We start from the raw sequence: 17,324 nt of genomic DNA, 5'->3' as shown, positions 1-17,324 counted from the left end.
AGGGGCTCCCGCGATGACCGCACTGCAGTCCACGCCCGGTCCGGCCGAGGCGATCGACGCTCCCCGCTCGCCGTACCGGCGCAGCAAGCCCACCAGGACGAACTTCGAGCTCTACGCGTGGCTGTTCATGCGCATGAGCGGGGTGCTGCTCGTCGTCCTGATCCTCGGGCACCTGCTGGTGAACCTGGTGCTGGGCGACGGCATCCACCAGGTCGACTTCGCCTTCGTGGCCGGCAAGTGGGCCTCGCCGTTCTGGCAGGTCTGGGACCTGTCGATGCTGTGGCTGGCGATGCTGCACGGCACCAACGGCGTGCGCACGATCATCAACGACTACGCCGAGCGCAACGGCACCCGGTTCTGGCTGAAGATGGGCCTGTACGCGGCCTTCACGCTGACCGTCGTCCTCGGCACCCTGGTGATCTTCACCTTCGACCCGTGCCCCACCGGCGCCGGCGTCAACCCCGCCGACCTGCCGTCCTTCTGCCCCGCCCGCTGACCGACCGCTCGAGGAGGACTCCCCCATGGCTGAGGTCCAGTTCCACAGCTACGACGTCGTCATCGTCGGCGCCGGCGGTGCCGGCATGCGCGCGGCGATCGAGTCGGGCCAGCGCGCCCGCACGGCCGTGCTGACCAAGCTGTACCCGACCCGCTCCCACACCGGCGCGGCGCAGGGCGGCATGTGCGCCGCCCTCGCCAACGTCGAGGAGGACAACTGGGAGTGGCACACCTTCGACACCGTCAAGGGCGGCGACTACCTCGTCGACCAGGACGCCGCCGAGGTGATGTGCAAGGAGGCCATCGACGCCGTCCTGGACCTCGAGAAGATGGGGCTGCCCTTCAACCGCACCCCCGAGGGCCGCATCGACCAGCGCCGCTTCGGCGGGCACACCCGCAACCACGGCGAGGCGGCCGTGCGCCGCTCCTGCTACGCCGCGGACCGCACCGGCCACATGATCCTCCAGACGCTCTACCAGCAGTGCGTCAAGCACGAGGTGGAGTTCTTCAACGAGTTCTACGTGCTCGACCTGCTGCTGACCGACGTCGAGGGCGTGCGGACGACGGCGGGCGTGGTGGCCTACGAGCTGGCCACCGGCACGATCCACGTCTTCCGCGCCAAGTCCGTGGTCCTGGCCACCGGCGGCGCCGGCAAGGTCTACAAGACCACCTCCAACGCGCACACCCTCACCGGTGACGGCATGGGCATCGCCTACCGGCGCGGCCTGCCGCTGGAGGACATGGAGTTCTTCCAGTTCCACCCGACGGGCCTGGCCGGTCTCGGCATCCTCCTGAGCGAGGCGGCCCGCGGCGAGGGCGGCATCCTGCGCAACGGCGAGGGCGAGCGCTTCATGGAGCGCTACGCCCCCACCATCAAGGACCTGGCACCGCGCGACATCGTCGCCCGCTCCATGGCCAACGAGGTGCGCGAGGGCCGCGGCGCCGGCCCCAACAAGGACTACGTGCTGCTCGACCTGACGCACCTGGAGCCGGCGCACATCGACGCCAAGCTCCCGGACATCACCGAGTTCGCCCGCACGTACCTGGGCGTGGAGCCCTACACCGAGCCGGTGCCGGTCTACCCGACCGCCCACTACGCCATGGGCGGCGTGCCGACCGACGTCACCTCCCAGGTGCTGGCCGACAACGACACCGCGGTGCCGGGCCTCTTCGCCGCCGGTGAGGTCGCCTGCGTCTCGGTGCACGGCTCCAACCGCCTGGGGACCAACTCCCTGCTCGACATCAACGTGTTCGGCAAGCGCGCCGGCATCGCGGCGGCCAAGCACGCGCTGGCCACCGAGGCCTTCGCGGACCTCCCGGACGACCCCGAGGCCGACGTCGTGGCGATGGTCGAGGGGCTGCGCTCCTCCACTGGGACCGAGCGCGTGGCGGTGCTGCGCCGCGAGCTGCAGGAGACCATGGACGCGAACGCGCAGGTCTTCCGCACCGAGACCACGCTCAAGCAGGCCATGGCGGACATCGACGCCCTGCGCGAGCGCTACGGCCGCGTCGGCGTGCAGGACAAGGGCCAGCGCTACAACACGGACCTGCTCGAGGCCGTGGAGCTCGGCTTCCTGCTGGAGCTGGCCAACGTCATCTGCGCCGGTGCGCTGCACCGCACCGAGAGCCGTGGTGGGCACTTCCGCGAGGACTACCCCAACCGCGACGACGCCAACCACATGCGCCACACCATGGCGTACCGCGCGGTCGACGAGAACGGCCACGAGGGCGTGCGGCTGGACACCAAGCCGGTCGTCACCACCCGCTACCAGCCGATGGAACGGAAGTACTGACACCGATGGCTCGTGAGACCGACGCCGCCCCGGAGTCCAAGCCCGGGGCGGTCCCCAGCTTCGAGGTCACGGTGCGCATCCGCCGCTACGACCCCGAGCGCGACGAGGCCCCCCACTGGGAGGACTACAAGGTCCAGGTGCACGGCACCGACCGCATCCTCGACGCCCTGCACAAGGTGAAGTGGGAGCAGGACGGGTCGCTGACCTTCCGCCGCTCCTGCGCGCACGGCGTGTGCGGCTCGGACGCGATGCGCATCAACGGCGTGAACCGCCTGGCCTGCAAGTCGCTGCTCAAGGACCTCGACCCGAGCAAGCCGATCACCGTCGAGCCCATCAAGGGCCTGCCGGTGGAGAAGGACCTCGTGGTCGACATGGAGCCCTTCTTCCAGTCCTACCGCGAGGTGATGCCCTTCCTCATCACCTCCGGGCACGAGCCGACGAAGGAGCGCCTGCAGTCCGCCCACGACCGCGAGCGCTTCGACGACACCACCAAGTGCATCCTGTGCGCGGCGTGCACGTCGAGCTGCCCGGTGTTCTGGACCGACGGGCAGTACTTCGGCCCGGCCGCGATCGTCAACGCGCACCGGTTCATCTTCGACAGCCGGGACGAGGGCGCTGACCTGCGCCTGGAGGTCCTCAACGACCGCGAGGGCGTGTGGCGCTGCCGCACCACCTTCAACTGCTCGGAGGCGTGCCCGCGCGGCATCCAGGTCACCAAGGCGATCGCCGAGGTGAAGCAGGCGCTGCTGACCCGCAAGGTCTGAGGCCGCCGCTCGGCAGAGCACGCACGTCAGGGCCGCGTCCCCTCGCCCGTCGAGGGGATGCGGCCCTTCGTCGTCGTCCCCTCCCCCCTTCGCGCACTTTCCGCGGAAAGCGCGCGTCCTCAGGCCCCCATGGCGTACTTTCCGTGGAAAGTGCGCGAGGGGACGTGCCCGGTCCTCGACCTTCTCCGGCGCAGCACGCGTCGTTCACCGGACGGCCACCCCCTCGTCGGCGTGGCGCCGCAGGCTCCGCCGGGTGACCTTCCCCCGCCCCGTCCGCACCCGCCGCGTCGCGCTGGCCAGCGCCGTCGTCCTGGCCGCCGGGCTGCCGGCCGCGCCCGCCCTCGCCGCTCCGCCGAAGGGCTCCGCGCCGACCTTCACCCAGGTCGCGCGCTACGACGTCGTCGGTGACGTCGCCGAGATCCTCGCGGCCACGAGGGACGGCCGCACGGTGCTGCACACCGACTCCGGCGGCGAGCAGATCGGCTTCGTCGACATCTCCGACCCCGCTGCGCCGAAGGCCGCCGGCGAGGTGCCCGTCGGCGGTGAGCCCACCTCGGTGGCCACCACCGACCGCTTCGCGCTGGTCGCCGTCGCGGGCCCCGACGACCTCGCCGTCATCGACCTGGCCACCCGCGCCGTGATCGCCCGGGTGCCGCTGGGCGGTCAGCCCGACTCGGTCGCCGTCAGCCCCGACGGGAGATTCGCCGCGGTGGCCGTGGAGAACGAGCGCGACGAGGACGTCGACGACGGCGCGATGCCGCAGGACCCGCCCGGGTACCTGGCCGTGGTCGACCTCCAGGGCGCCCCCACGGCGTGGAGGGCGCGCCAGGTCGACCTGCGCGGTCTGGCGGGGATGCGCTTCCCCACCGACCCCGAGCCGGAGTACGTGACCATCAACGACCGCGGCACCGCCGCCGTCACGCTGCAGGAGAACAACGCCGTCGCCCTGGTCGACCTCAAGAGGGGCAGGGTCACCGGCTCCTTCTCGACCGGCACGGTCACGCAGCCCGCCGACCTCACCGACGACGGCCGGGTCTCGTTCACCGAGCAGCTCACGGCCGCGCGCCGCGAGCCCGACGGCATCGCGTGGACCCCGCAGGGCCGCCTCATCACGGCTGACGAGGGCGACTACGACGTCGACCTGGCCGACGGCCAGTACGTGGGCGGCCGCGGCTGGACCGTCTTCGACACCCGCGGCGGCGTCGTCTTCACGCCGGGCTCCTCCTTCGAGGAGGCCGTCGCGGCCGCCGGGCTGTACGACGACGGGCGGTCGGACGACCGCGGCGTCGAGGCCGAGGGCACCACCGTCGGCGTGTACGCCACCGGCCCGAGCGCCGGTGCGGGCAAGGGCCCCGGCAAGGGCCGCACGGTGCCCCTGGCCTTCGTCGGCGCCGAGCGCGCCGACGCCGTGGGCGTCTACGACATCAGCGACGAGCGCAGGCCCCGCCTGCTGCAGGTGCTCGCCACCGGTGACGCCCCCGAGGGCCTGCTCGCCCTCCCCCAGCGCGGCCTGTTCCTGGCCAGCGGCGAGGGTGACGGCACCATCAGCGTCTACGCCGCCCGGTGACCGGAGAGGTCTGACGGCTCCGGCCCGACCGGGCCGCACTTTCCGCTGGAAGTGCTCCACTCACGACGTCCTTCCCGCACTTTCCGCGGAAAGTGCGGGAAGGACGGGGGTGGTGGCGGGACGCGGGCCCTGGCGGCTGTGCCCGGGGCCCGCGCCTCGGGCGGCGTCGTCAGCGGGGGTGGCCGATCCTCGCGGCGAGCGCGGGCAGGTCGGTGTGCAGGCGCGCCGACGCCTCGGCGGCCAGCGGGTGGCGGGAGCGGCCGCCCTCGTCGACCAGGACGCCGCCGACGTACACCGCGCGCAGGTTGCGCAGCGACATCGACAGCACGTAGCTCCGCACGGGGTGCCACAGCGGTCCCACGTCGGGCTGGCGCGGGTCGACGACGACGAAGTCGGCGTGCTTGCCCACCTCCAGGCTGCCCACGCGGTCGGCGACGCCCATGACCTCCGCCGCGCCGAGGGTGTGCAGGCGCAGCGCCAGCTCCGGCATCATCGCGAGCGGGTCCTTGGTGCGCGCGCGCTGCGCCGCGATGCCGATCCGCATGTTCTGCCACGGGTCGGCGACGTCGGTGCAGGCCTGGTCGTCGAGGCCGAGGCCGACCGTCATGCCCATCGCCAGCATCTCCGGGACCAGCGCCACGCCCGAGGCCAGCCGCCCGTTGGACGCCGGCTGCCACGACATCCCGGCGCCCCCGGCCGCGGCCTGCTCGATGATCTCCGGGGTGGTCTGGATGAAGTGCCCGAAGACCATGTCGGGGCCGAGCGCCCCGGCGTCGCGGTAGAGCGCGAACTTCGACTGCTGCAGCGGCACGGCCTCGGGCGACTCCAGGAAGTGCGCCTGGTTGGTGACGCCGTGGCGGCGCATCGCGGCGACCTCGACCTCGGCGGCGTCAGGGCGGGGCGACCACTGCACCTGCCCCATGATCGAGACGCCCAGCGCCAGGGAGGGGTCCATGGCGCGGGTGTGCTCCACGCTCGCGGCGAACCTGTCCACCACGTCGGCGTCGGTGCCGGCCGTGGCGTCCATGCCGATGGCGTCGACGAAGCGCAGCCCGGCGTCGCGGCACGCGTCGGCCTGCCGCGTGTGGTAGCTGAGGTCCCGCAGGCCCGCGGTGCCGGTGCGCCGCCCCTCGACCATCGGCTCCCACGCCTGCAGCGGGTCGGTGAAGTTGTACGCCGTGGTCACGCCGTGGGACAGGAAGTCGAGCGCGCCGTGCAGGGTCGACCAGTAGATGTGCTCGGGGCTCATGTGCGCGGTGGTGCCGAGCATGGAGTCGCACCAGCCGTACAGCGTCTCCGCGACGCCGAGGCCGCGCAGGCCGCTGGTGAACAGGTGCGAGTGGGAGGAGACGAAGCCGGGAGCCACGAAGGCGCCGCCGACGTCGAGGACCTCTCCCCCGGCGGCCGCGACGCCGGCGCGCACCGCGGCCGGCGGCTCGCCGTCGCCGGTGGCGGCCACGAGACCGTCCTCGACCAGCATCCAGCCGCGCTCGTGGTGACCGACCACGTCGGCGCTGTGGGGGTCGCCGCCGGCGGGCTGCCCCGCCAGGGTGATGAGGCGGGCGTCGGTCACGAGCAGCTGCACGGTGGTCCTCTGGGCGTGGCGGGCGAGGTGGGCGGCCGCCACCGTAGGGCCGCCGCGCTGTCCCGCGGGGCCCCGGCTCCCGATCGGCTGCCGCAGCCTCAGAGGGGACCGAGGTGCTCGGCGAGGAACCGCACGACCGCGCCGTACAGGGTGCGGCGGGAGTCGGCGCGGCGGTAGTCGTGGCCCTCCCCCGCCAGCTCCAGGTACTCCACCGGCGGCGCCGACTCGTCCACGCGGGCCCGGTCCCGCAGCGCGGCGACCACCTGGTGGGCCTCGCCGATGGGCACGTTGGTGTCGTGCTCGCCGTGGACCACGAGCAGCGGAGCGTCGACGTCGTCCACGGCGCGCAGCGGCGACAGCGCCTCCAGCAGCGCGCGGTCGCGCTCCGGGTGGCCGTACTTGGTGACCGCCACCGCGCCGATCCACGGCTCGGTGTCGCGGTAGAAGGTCGTGAGGTCGCTCATGCCGCACACGTCCACGCCGGCGGCGAACACCCCGGGCGAGAACGCCAGCGACGCCAGCACGAGGTAGCCGCCGTAGGAGCGCCCCGTCACCGCGATGCGCGCCGGGTCGGCCACGCCGGTGGCCACGAGGTGGTCGGCGGCGGCGAGCACGTCGGCGAAGGCGTCCCACCGCTTCTCGACGTCGTCGGCGTGCACGAACTCCCGGCCGAACCCCGACGAGCCGCGGACGTTCGGCGCCAGCACCGCGATCCCCGCTGCGGCGAGCGCCTGGTGCTGGGGGTTGAAGGTGGGCCGCTCCTGGGCCTCGGGGCCGCCGTGCAGCCACAGGGCCGCCGGTCCCGGCCCCGCGGAGCCGCCGGTGGACGACGACGAGGAGCGCGGCCGGTAGAGCCAGCCCGTGAGCGGCAGCCCGTCCCTCCCGGCGAAGCGGACCAGCTCGGGCTCGACGAGGGAGGACTCCGGCAGCTCGGGGGCGTGCGTGATCCGCGACCACGCGCCCGTGGGCACGTCGACGTGCCACAGCTCCCGCGGGCGCCGCGGTCCCTCCACGCCGAGCACGACCGACGAGCCGTCGCGGGAGAGCACCGGGTCGGCGGCCACCTGGCCCGGCATGCCGGTGATGGGCGTGCGCTCGTGGGTGGAGGTGTCGAACAGCTCCAGCTCGCTGCGCCCGGCGGCGTTCCACACCAGCAGCAGGAGGCGGCCGGCGTCGTCGGCGTCCAGGCCCTCCAGCTCGGCGTCGTCGCGGACGGCCAGCGCGCGCGGCTCGCCCTTGAAGCCGTGCGGGCCGAGGGCCGTGCCGATGAGCTGGCGGCGCGCCAGGCCCACGTCGGAGGCGAGGTAGACCCACAGCGGCCCGGAGTCGCCCTCGGGCGCCGGGCGCAGCACCGCCCGGTCGGTGGACCCGGTGGCGCCGGGCTGCAGGAGCGGGAAGTGGGCGTCGTCCAGCCTGTCGACGGCCACGCAGAACTGGTGCCCGCGCTCGCCGTCCTTGAGCACGAGGAAGCGCTCCTCGAGGGAGACGTCGAGCACGGTGGTGTTGGCGCCCTCGGCGAGCGGGTCGAGGCGGCCGGTGGCGGGGTCGGCGAAGAAGGAGCGGGTGGGCCGCCCCGGGCCCGGCGAGGGGAAGGTCACCACGAGCCGGTGGCCGCTGCGCGTCCACGGGCCCAGCACCGCGTGCTCCTCGGGACCACCGGCGACGCGCCGCGCGTCGGTGCCGTCGGGACGCACCACCCAGACCTGCGTCCGCACGCCGCCGTCGGTCGCCACCTCCACGCCGAGCCAGCGGCCGTCGGCGGCCCAGTTCACGCCCACCACGGGGTCGGGCGTGCCGAGCGGCAGGTGGTGCGCCCGCGGCAGCGCGGCGTCCTCCGGCAGGCCCGTCACCACGTCCTGCACCCACACCTGGGGGGATCCGGACCGGTCGGACACGAACGCCACGCGGCGCGCGTCGGGCGTCATGACGGGGCTCCAGCTGCCCCACGCCCCGACGAGGTCCTCCGCCAGCGCCACCGCGCCGTCGACGCCGTCGACGCCGCTCACACCCTGCACCGCGGTGTCGCTCACCGGCGCCGCTCCTCCGTCGTCGTCATCGTCACGGGCCGGTGACGAGCCAGGTGTCCTTGGCGCCGCCCCCGCGGGAGGAGTTGACCACCAGGTTGCCCTCGGGCGCCACGCGGGTCAGGGCGACGTCGGCCACCCGGGCGTCGCCGCGGCCGTCGCCGACCACGTGCGCGAAGACGCGCAGGTCCACGTGCCGCGGCACGAGCGCCCCACCGACCAGCGAGGGCAGCGAGCTCAGCTGCACCAGCTCCTGCGCGACCCACCGCTGGGGAGCCGCGGCGACCTCGGCACGGCGCGCCACCACCTCGGCGGCGCTGGCGGCGGGGCCGATCATCACCCCGGAGCCGCCGTGGCCGTCGACGGGCTTGGTGACCAGCTCCCCGATGCGCTCCAGGGCCGTGCGGCGCTCGGCCTCGTCGGCGAGGAGGTAGGTGGGCACCTGCTCGATGAGCTGGCGCTCGGAGAGGTAGTAGCCGATGAGCTCGGGGACGGCGCGGTAGACGGCTTTGTCGTCGGCGACGCCGTTGCCGGGCGCGTTGGCCAGGACGACGGCGCCGGCGGCGGCTGCGTCGAGCAGCAGGGCGCCCACGGGCCGCCCGCTGCCGTCGACGAGGTCGGCGAGGTCGCCGTCGAGGCGCAGGTAGACCGCCCCGACGTGCTCCGGGCGCCGGTGGGAGCTGGTGGCCACGACGCGGCCGTCGACCACGTCGAGGTCCCCCGCACCGAGCAGCAGCAGCCCGGCGCCGCTGGCGAGCGCCTGGTGCTCGTACCAGGCGCCGGAGCCCGGGCCGCTCGACAGCAGCGCCGCGCGGGTGCCGGGCCGGGCGCGGGCGAGCAGGGTGGCGCGCAGGCGCTCGTAGTAGGCGGCGGGCTCGGCGAGCCCCTCGGGGCGCGGCAGCTCGGGCACCACGGCGTCAAGCAGGTCGCGGGCGGCGACGGCGAAGGCCGCGCCGCTGGGGTCTCGCAGGTTGTCCTCCAGGACCCGCCAGCCGCCGTCCTCGCCGCGGACGAGGTCGAAGCCGATGACGGTCGCCCGCACCGCCCCCGCGGGCAGGCGGCGCCCCTCCTCGCGCCACCCCGGCGCACCGACCACGGCCGAGGCGGGCAGCACGCCGTCGGCGAGGACGCGCTGCTCGCCGTAGACGTCGCGCAGGAACCGCTCCAGGGCCACCGCCCGCTGCTCCAGGCCGGCGCGCAGCTGCGCCCACTCGTGGCGTCCCAGGACGCGGGGCACCAGGTCGACGGCGAAGCGCTGCTCGTGCCCGGCCACGCGGAAGTGCAGGCCGTGGGCGTCGGCCCAGGCGTCACGGGCCTGTTCGCGGCGGCGCAGCTCCTCGGGGCCGAGGTCCTCCAGGGCCCGCAGCACGGGGGCGTAGACGGGTCGCGGCTGCGCGGAGGAGGCCACCGCCTCGTCGCCGGCGCGCACCCGGTAGCGGTGCAGCGCCTCGGTGCCCGGCGGCCGCCCACCCGCGGGTCCGCGGGTCTCCTCCACCACCAGCCGGACCACGTCGTCGAGGTCTCCGGCCTCGGCGAGCGCCGCGCGCTGGCGGTCGGCGGAGTTGCCGCGGGCCAGCGCCCGCTCGGCGAGCGCGCGCACCTGGTCGCCGTCGCCGAGCTCGTCCAGCACCGGGCCGAGCCGGTCGACAAGGGTGCGGACGACGTCGGCGGCGGGCACCGGCTGCGGGTGCTCGGACCTGTCGAGCAGACGGCCGCGCAGGCCTCCGCGCGCCGCCTGCCAGATGGCGGCGCGGTGCAGCGGGGCGGGCCTGTCGCGGCGGGGGACGCCCCGCACGACGGCGACCTCGGCCTCGCGGACCAGCGCGCGGAACAGCCCGGCGATGAGGACGGCGTCGTCGACGAGGGGGCAGGCGTCGCAGACGCGCAGCTCGAGGGTGGGCGCGTGCGCCGAGGGCCTGACGTCGAAGTAGGCCATCTTCGCGTCGGCGATGACGCCGGAGCCGATGAGGTCGGCCAGCAGCGCGTCGTACTCGGCGGCCGAGGTCAGGGGCCCGGTGGACCCTGCGGTGGGCCAGCGCTGCCAGACCGTGGTGCGGATGCTGGAGTAGCCGGTGTCCTGCCCGTTCCAGTACGGGGAGCTGGCGGACAGGGCCAGCAGCACGGGCAGGTCGGGGGCGACGCGCTGGGCGATGTCGACCGCCAGGTCGCGGTCGGCCACCCCCACGTGCACCTGCGTGCCGCAGATGAGCTGCTCGTCGACGAGGAGCCGGTACTGCTCCTGCATCCGGCCGTAGCGGCCGGTGGCGGTGAGCTCGAAGTCGGCGAAGGTCGAGCGCGGCGCGGTGCCCACGGCGGCCACGCCGAGGCCCTCGCGCGCGGCGACGTCCACCAGCTGGCGGCGCAGCCGCAGCAGCTCCGCGCGCAGTCCGTCGAGGGAGTCGACCACCTCGGTGTTGGTCTCCACGGTGGTGCGCTGGATCTCCGCGGAGTACCCCTCCCGGGGCAGCCGTGACAGCACCTGGGGGGCGCGGGCCGAGAGCTGCAGCGTCTCGAGGTCGATGAGGTGCAGCTCCTCCTCGGCCCCGAGGGTCAGCGCGGCAGCCACGGGCGCACCCTAGCCCGCGCTGCTGCGTCGCAGGCTGCTCCGAACGGCACCGAGCACGCCCCTCGTCCCCCCGACGAGGAGCGCGGCCCCCGTGGCCACCGACGCTCCGAGCACCACCCCGGCCGCCACCTGCACCCTGTCGGCGGCGCGCTCGCCGTAGGAGGGGATGTGGTGCGGCAGCGACGCGCGGGCCAGCGCCGCGTCGGCGGCGGGGCCCACCGGCGGGCCGATGACCGGCTCGCCCTGGTCGGCGGTGAGGTGGGCGACGACGACGGGGTCGGTGGCCGCCCAGGCCGCCGTGGTGAGCACCACCCGGAACAGGATGTTGAGCCAGACCAGCAGTCCGGCGATGACGCCGGCGGTCTGCAGGAGGGCGTTCGACGTGCCCGTGAGGAAGCTCAGGCCCGTCCCGGCGAGGATCTTGAGGACGCCGAACAGCGCCGCGCCGAGCAGCGCCGCCGAGCGCAGGTGGCGCCACGGGATGGCCAGGCGGCTGAGCAGGCGCAGCAGGATGACGAAGATCACCCAGTCCGCGGCGAACACGATGACGATGCCGGCCACGCGGACGAGGAACCTGGTGAACCCGGTCTGCTCGATGCCGACCAGCCCGAGCAGCCACGGCGTCGCCGCGTTGACGGTGATCGAGGCGACCGCCGAGCTCAGCACCGCCAGGCCGAGGGTCAGGAGCATCCCCAGGTCGCGCAGCTTCTGCCACCAGATGGCGTGCTGGTCGGTGGCGACGCCGAACATGGCGCGCACCCCCTCGCGCAGCGCGTCGATCCACCCCGTCCCCGCCAGCAGGGCGATGACCAGCGTGACGGCACCCGTGACGGACAGGGCGTTGGTGTCGAGCAGCGTCTGCGGGTCGACCGCTGCGCCCGCGTCCGGGTCTCCCAGCAGGTTGGGCACGTACCCGTTGATGGTGTCGACGACGGTGTCGAGGAGCATCGGGTTGGCGACCAGCACGCTGCCCGAGACCGTGAACAGCAGCACGAGGATCGCCGAGAGCGAGAAGAGCGCCACGTAGGCCAGGCCGCCCGCGAGGATCTGCCCGCGCTCGCGCCCGTAGTGCGCCAGCGCGCGCCCCAGGTGGCTGGCCTGGTACCGCTGCCACAGCCCCACGACCGCACCCATCAGCGGGCCCTGCGGCGGGGACGGGCGGCGCGAGGGGGGCTGATCACGCCGTCGATCGTGGCCCAGCCGGGCCGGCGGCGCGCGCCGGGCGCCCGCCGCTCGGCCGTCAGCCGCCGAGGCGGAAGGTCTGCACCGAGCGCCACCGGCCGTCGGCGCCCAGCTCGTACAGGTCGACCTCGGAGACGTCGAAGGCGGCGTCGTAGCCCGACAGCTGGTCGCAGGCGTGGTCGAGCACCTCGTCCTCCAGCTGCTGCGCCACGGTGACGTGCGGGTGGAAGGGGAAGCGCCGCTGGGTGCCCAGCACCCCGGTCCGCACCCGCTCCTCCAGGGCGGTGCACTCCCCCGCACCGGCGCTCAGCTGCACGTAGACGACCGGGGTCACCGGCCGGAACGTGCCCGTGCCGTCCAGCTCCACCCGGAACGGGCGTCCGGCCGCCGTGGCCCGCGCGAGGTGCTCGCGCACGGCAGGCAGGTCCGAGCGCCGCACCGCCGTCGGCGGGACGAGCGTCACGTGCGCGGGCACCGTGCTGCCGAGCGGGTCGCCGAAGCGGGTCCGCCACGCCTCCAGCTCCGCGGCCCACGGCTCCGGCACGGCGATGGCCACCCCGATGAGCACCTCGTCCGCCGCCGGCACCACCGAGAGGACGCCGGTCAGCGCCGCGGCGCCCGCAGGGGGCGCAGCGGGGCCCGCTGACCTCGTCGTCGTCATCTCGTCGTCGCCCAGCCCGTCCGCAGCCCGGTCCTCAGCGGGGGGCGGGCAGCAGGCCCACCCTGTCGAAGGCGCGCGCCAGCACCGCGGAGGCCCGCTCGCGGGCGCGCTGGGCGCCGCGGGCCAGCAGCGCGTCGAGCTCGGCCGGGTCGGCCAGGAGCTCCAGCGCGCGCTCGCGCACCGGGGACAGCGCCGCGACCACCACCTCGGCCACCTCCACCTTCAGGTGGCCGTAGCCCTTGCCGGCGAACCTGTCCTCCAGGGACTGGACGCTCTCGCCGGACAGCGCGGAGTGGATGGTGAGCAGGTTGGACACGCCCGGCTTCTCCGCCGGGTCGAACCGCACCTCGGTGCCCGTGTCGGTGACCGCGGAGCGGATCTTCTTGGCGGTCTTCTTCGGGTCGTCGAGGAGCTCGATGATGCCGCCCGGCGAGGACGCGCTCTTGCTCATCTTCGCGCCGGGGTTCTGCAGGTCGCTGATCTTGGCGGTGGCGGCCACGATGTGGACGTCGGGCACGACGAAGGTGTCGCCGTACCGGCTGTTGAACCTCTGGGCGAGGTCGCGGGTGAGCTCGAGGTGCTGGCGCTGGTCCTCGCCGACCGGCACGCGGTCGGCGTCGTGGACGAGGATGTCGGCGGCCTGCAGCACCGGGTAGGCGAACAGCCCGACGTTCTGCTGGTCGGCTCCGAAGCGCGCGGTCTTGTCCTTGAACTGCGTCATGCGGCTGGCCTCGCCGAAGCCGGTGATGCAGTTGAGCAGCCACGCGAGCTGGGCGTGCTCCGGGGCGTGGCTCTGCACGAAGAGCGTGGAGCGCTCCGGGTCGATGCCGGCCGCCAGGAACTGGGCGGCCGTCACGCGCGTGCGCTGGCGCAGCACCTCGGGGTCCGTGGCGACGGTGAGGGCGTGCAGGTCGACCACGCAGTAGGTCGCGTCGTAGGTGTCCTGCATCGACACCCAGTTGACCAGCGCCCCCAGGTAGTTGCCGAGGTGGAGGGAGTCTGCGGTCGGCTGCATGCCGGAGAACAGGCGGGCTGGCACGCTCCCAGTCAACCACCAGCGCCGGCGCGCGCGGATCAGGCCGCGTCCGGGTGGAGGTCCGCGCGCAGGTCCGGCGCCCGGCGCCGGACCGCCGTAGCCTGCGGGGGTGCTCGCCCGGCAGCGCCAGGAGCGGATCCTGGAGGAGGTGCGCGCCCACGGCGGGGCGCGCGTCAGCGACCTCGTGGGCGCGCTCGGCGTCTCGGAGATGACCGTCCGCCGCGACATCACCATCCTCGCCGGGCAGGGCCTCGTGGCGCGCGTGCACGGTGGCGCCACGGCCCTCTCGGCCCGCGCCGACGAGCCCGGCTTCAGCGCCAAGTCGCAGATGGCGCTGCCGCAGAAGGAGGCCATCGCCCTGGCCGCGGCCGCACTGGTGGCCCCCGGCTCCTCGGTGGCCATCTCGGCGGGGACGACGACGCACGCGGTCGCCTCCGCCCTCGTGGACGTCCCGGGCCTGACGGTGGTGACCAACTCCCTCCCGGTGGCGCAGGTGCTCCACGAGGCGTGGTGCGCCCCCGACGGGACGAGCACGTCCGGCGGCTCGGTGGTGCTCACCGGCGGGGAGCGCACCCCGTCGGACGCCCTCGTGGGACCGGTGGCCGTGGCGGCGCTGCGCTCCCTGCACGTCGACACGCTCCTGCTGGGGGTCCACGGCGTCGACGCCGACGCGGGCCTGACCACCCCCAACCTCGTCGAGGGCGAGACCAACCGGGCGCTGGTGGCGGCGGCGCGGCACGTGGTGGTGGTGGCCGACTCCTCCAAGTGGCACGTGGTGGGACTGGCGAGCATCGCGCGGCTGGAGGACGTCGACGTGCTGGTCACCGACGACGGCCTGCCGCCGGCGGCGCGGGACCTGCTGGCGGCTCGGGTGGGACGCCTGGTCGTCGCGGAGCGCGACGCGGCACCGGCCTGACGGCGGCGCTCGTCGTCGTCCTCGGCGGCCGCGGGGTGGGGCCGGCGCGACGCGCTGGGCGCACCTCGCAGGAACCACCAAGAACGGACGCGTTCGAACACTTCCGCGCAGCGGCGTCGCCGAGTAGCGTTCGCTGGCAGGCCGGCGGACCGCCGGCCACCAGCTCCAGGAGGACGTCGATGGCGCACGTGCGTCGCACCGACCGGCAGATGGCCGACGGGCGGCCCATCCACTACTTCGACGACACCGAGCCCTGGGTCTCGGGAGCCCGGGAGCGCTCCGCCGTCGACACCCGCGACCTGCCGGCCGTCGCGACCACCTCGACGATGCGGTGGGACGTGCTGACCGGCGAGTGGGTCGCGCACGCCGCCCACCGCCAGGACCGCACCTTCATGCCCCCGGCCGACCTGTGCCCGCTGTGCCCGGCGCGGCCCGGCAAGGAGCCCGGCGAGGTGCCCGAGGCCGACTACGACGTGGTCGTCTTCGCCAACCGCTTCCCCTCCTACGCCGGAGCGGGCACGTCGCTGGCCTCCGAGCCCGCCGGGCTCGTCGACGGCGAGGCGCTGTGGCCCGTCCGCCCGGCCGTCGGGCGCTGCGAGGTGGTCTGCTTCACCGCCGACCACTCCGCCACCTTCGCCTCCCTCCCCGTCTCCCGGGTGCGGACCGTGGTGGAGGCGTGGGCGGACCGGACCGCGGAGCTGTCCTCCCTGGCCGGGGTGCGCGAGGGCGGGGAGGTCTTCGTCTTCGAGAACCGCGGCAAGGAGATCGGGGTGACGCTGCAGCACCCCCACGGGCAGATCTACGCCTACCCCGCCCCCGCGCCGCGCACGTCCCAGCTGCTCGTGCAGGCGCAGCGGCACCGGGCCGCGCACGGCACGTCGCTGCTGGCCGACGTGCTCGCCGCCGAGCAGCGCGCCGGCACCCGCGTGGTGCTGCGCGGCGAGCACTGGACGGCGTACGTGCCGGCCGCCGCGCGCTGGCCGGTCGAGTTCCACCTCGCGCCCCACCGGGACGTGCCGGACCTCGCGGCGCTGGACGACGGCGAGCGGGACGAGCTGGCGGTCGTGTACTCGGAGATGCTGGGGCGGCTGGACCGCTACTTCGACGGCGTCGACGCGCTGCCGTACATCGCCGGCTGGCACCAGGCGCCGCTGGGGCCCGAGCGCGAGCTGGGCAGGCTGCACCTGCAGGCCTTCTCCGTGCTGCGCCAGCCGGGCAAGCTGAAGTACCTCGCCGGCTCGGAGTCCGGGGCCGGCGCCTGGATCAACGACACGACGCCGGAGCGCATCGCCGACCGGCTGCGGGAGGTGGCTTCGTGAGCGCGACGACGACGTCGGCGGGGACGGGCGCCGGGGCGCAGGACGCCCCGACCTGGCTGGAGGCCGCGCCGGCGCCGGCTGCGGCCGACGCGGCGGTGGCGCTGTTCGCCGGGCACTGGGAGGGCCAGGCCGACGGCGTCTGGTCCGCGCCCGGGCGCGTGAACCTCATCGGCGAGCACCTCGACTACAACGGCGGCCCCGTGCTGCCGCTGGCGCTGCCGCACAGCACGGTCGCTGCGGTGCGCGCTCGCCACGACGGCGTCATCCGCGTGGTGTCCTCCGCCGACCTCGGCGGGGAGCCCAGCGTGTGGCAGGGGCACCTGTCCGACGTCGGCCCCGGCGCGCCCGAGGGGTGGGCCGCCTACGTCGCCGGCGTGCTGTGGGCGCTGGCCCAGGCCGGGCACGCCGTGGGCGGCGTCGACGCCGCCGTGGTGTCCACCGTGCCGCTGGGCGCGGGCCTGTCGAGCTCCGCGGCGCTGGAGTGCGTGGTGGCGCTCGCCGTGGCGGACCTGGGTGCGCTCGGGGAGACGTCCGCGGACGCGTTCCGCGCCGAGCTGGCCGCGGCCTGCGTGCGCGCCGAGAACGAGGTGGCCCGCGCCTCCACCGGCGGCATGGACCAGGCGGCGTCGCTGCGGTGCACGCCGGAGCACGCCCTCATGCTCGACACCACGGACGGCTCGGTGACCCAGGTGCCGCTGCCGCTCGCCGAGCACGGGCGCGCGCTGCTCGTCATGGACACCCGCGCCCCCCACCGCCACGCCGACGGCGAGTACGGCTCGCGCCGCGCGGCCTCGGAGCGGGCGGCGTCGCTGCTCGGGTACGGGCTGCTCGCGGAGGCCGTCACGGAGTCGGGCGGGACCGCCGAGGGCGCCGAGGCCGTGCTGTCGCGGCTGCGCGCGGCGGCGGCCGGCGCCGGCGAGGGCGCGGAGCGCGTCGAGGAGCTGGTGCGGCGCACCCGCCACGTCATCACCGAGACCGCCCGCGTGCACCAGGTGGCCTCCCTGCTGACCGCGGCGGCGCAGGGCAGCTGCGTCGGGGTCAGCGGCGTGGGCGCGGTGGCGTGCATCGACGACGTCGGCCCGGTGCTGTCGGCGTCGCACGCCTCCATGCGCGACGACTACGAGATCTCCTGTCCCGAGCTCGACGTCGTCTGCTCGGCGGCCGAGGCCGCCGGCGCGCTGGGCGCGCGGATGACCGGCGGCGGGTTCGGCGGGTCGGCGGTGGCCCTGGTGCGCGCCGGCACCGAGGAGGCCGTGGCCGCGGCGGTGCGCGCGGCGGCGCTGGAGGCCGGTCACCCCGAGCCGGCGTTCCTGCGGGCGCTGGCCTCGCGCGGGGCCTCCCGCCTGCGCTGACCCCCCTCCTGCTCTTCGCACTTTCCTCGGAAAGTGCGCTTCCGGCCCCCTCCTTCCTGCACTT

At 75.0% G+C, this 17,324-nt stretch carries 13 protein-coding genes; 7 read left to right on the top strand and 6 right to left on the bottom strand.

Annotation, left to right across the window (positions count from 1 at the left end):
• The first annotated feature begins 13 nt into the window (after positions 1–13).
• The 4 genes from FHN55_RS08565 (at position 14) to FHN55_RS08550 (ending at position 4,619) form a co-directional block, all read left to right on the top strand.
• The gene (locus FHN55_RS08565) at positions 14–496 is read left to right on the top strand and encodes a succinate dehydrogenase hydrophobic membrane anchor subunit (RefSeq protein ID WP_139711897.1); all 483 of its coding nucleotides are present in this window, start codon (positions 14–16) and stop codon (positions 494–496) included.
• Positions 497–521: 25 nt separating this feature from the next.
• A complete protein-coding gene (gene sdhA, locus FHN55_RS08560) occupies positions 522–2,288 on the top strand; it encodes a succinate dehydrogenase flavoprotein subunit (RefSeq protein WP_139711896.1) in 1,767 nt (588 codons plus the stop codon).
• Between the two features lie 5 nt (positions 2,289–2,293).
• Positions 2,294–3,052 (top strand): succinate dehydrogenase iron-sulfur subunit, encoded by a 759-nt coding sequence (locus FHN55_RS08555; protein WP_139711895.1) that lies wholly within the window; start codon positions 2,294–2,296, stop codon positions 3,050–3,052.
• A 253-nt stretch (positions 3,053–3,305) separates the two neighbouring features.
• Positions 3,306–4,619, top strand: coding sequence for a hypothetical protein (locus FHN55_RS08550; RefSeq protein WP_139711894.1), 1,314 nt, complete (start codon positions 3,306–3,308; stop codon positions 4,617–4,619).
• 169 nt (positions 4,620–4,788) lie between these two features.
• On the opposite strand, the gene FHN55_RS08545 is transcribed toward FHN55_RS08550, so the two are convergent.
• From FHN55_RS08545 to trpS, 6 genes are all read right to left on the bottom strand, one after another.
• Positions 4,789–6,204 (bottom strand): amidohydrolase family protein, encoded by a 1,416-nt coding sequence (locus FHN55_RS08545; protein ID WP_139711893.1) that lies wholly within the window; start codon positions 6,202–6,204, stop codon positions 4,789–4,791.
• A 98-nt stretch (positions 6,205–6,302) separates the two neighbouring features.
• Positions 6,303–8,234 (bottom strand): S9 family peptidase, encoded by a 1,932-nt coding sequence (locus tag FHN55_RS08540; RefSeq protein WP_218974474.1) that lies wholly within the window; start codon positions 8,232–8,234, stop codon positions 6,303–6,305.
• A 28-nt stretch (positions 8,235–8,262) separates the two neighbouring features.
• Positions 8,263–10,794 (bottom strand): glutamate--cysteine ligase, encoded by a 2,532-nt coding sequence (locus tag FHN55_RS08535; RefSeq protein WP_218974473.1) that lies wholly within the window; start codon positions 10,792–10,794, stop codon positions 8,263–8,265.
• Between the two features lie 9 nt (positions 10,795–10,803).
• Positions 10,804–11,928 (bottom strand): YihY/virulence factor BrkB family protein, encoded by a 1,125-nt coding sequence (locus FHN55_RS08530; RefSeq protein ID WP_139711892.1) that lies wholly within the window; start codon positions 11,926–11,928, stop codon positions 10,804–10,806.
• A 106-nt stretch (positions 11,929–12,034) separates the two neighbouring features.
• The gene (locus FHN55_RS08525; RefSeq protein WP_139711891.1) at positions 12,035–12,637 is read right to left on the bottom strand and encodes a 2'-5' RNA ligase family protein; all 603 of its coding nucleotides are present in this window, start codon (positions 12,635–12,637) and stop codon (positions 12,035–12,037) included.
• 34 nt (positions 12,638–12,671) lie between these two features.
• Entirely contained in the window at positions 12,672–13,676 is a 1,005-nt protein-coding gene (trpS, locus tag FHN55_RS08520; protein ID WP_257570815.1) for a tryptophan--tRNA ligase, read from the bottom strand.
• Between the two features lie 106 nt (positions 13,677–13,782).
• Here trpS and FHN55_RS08515 point away from each other — a divergent pair, with 106 nt between their 5' ends.
• The 3 genes from FHN55_RS08515 (at position 13,783) to galK (ending at position 17,260) form a co-directional block, all read left to right on the top strand.
• Positions 13,783–14,589, top strand: a complete 807-nt coding sequence (locus tag FHN55_RS08515) for a DeoR/GlpR family DNA-binding transcription regulator (protein ID WP_139711890.1) — start codon at positions 13,783–13,785, stop codon at positions 14,587–14,589.
• A 188-nt stretch (positions 14,590–14,777) separates the two neighbouring features.
• On the top strand, positions 14,778–15,908 hold the full coding sequence (gene galT / locus FHN55_RS08510; RefSeq protein ID WP_139711965.1) for a galactose-1-phosphate uridylyltransferase: 1,131 nt from the start codon (positions 14,778–14,780) through the stop codon (positions 15,906–15,908).
• On the top strand, positions 15,905–17,260 hold the full coding sequence (galK, locus tag FHN55_RS08505) for a galactokinase (RefSeq protein ID WP_257570814.1): 1,356 nt from the start codon (positions 15,905–15,907) through the stop codon (positions 17,258–17,260). The genes galT and galK overlap by 4 nt, the downstream gene beginning before the upstream one ends.
• The last annotated feature ends 64 nt before the right edge of the window (positions 17,261–17,324 follow it).

The organism is Streptomyces sp. NP160 (assembly GCF_006335115.1).
In the GTDB taxonomy this organism is placed as follows: Bacteria; Actinomycetota; Actinomycetes; order Actinomycetales; family Quadrisphaeraceae; genus Quadrisphaera.
This window is presented reverse-complemented; position numbering and strand designations above follow the sequence as displayed.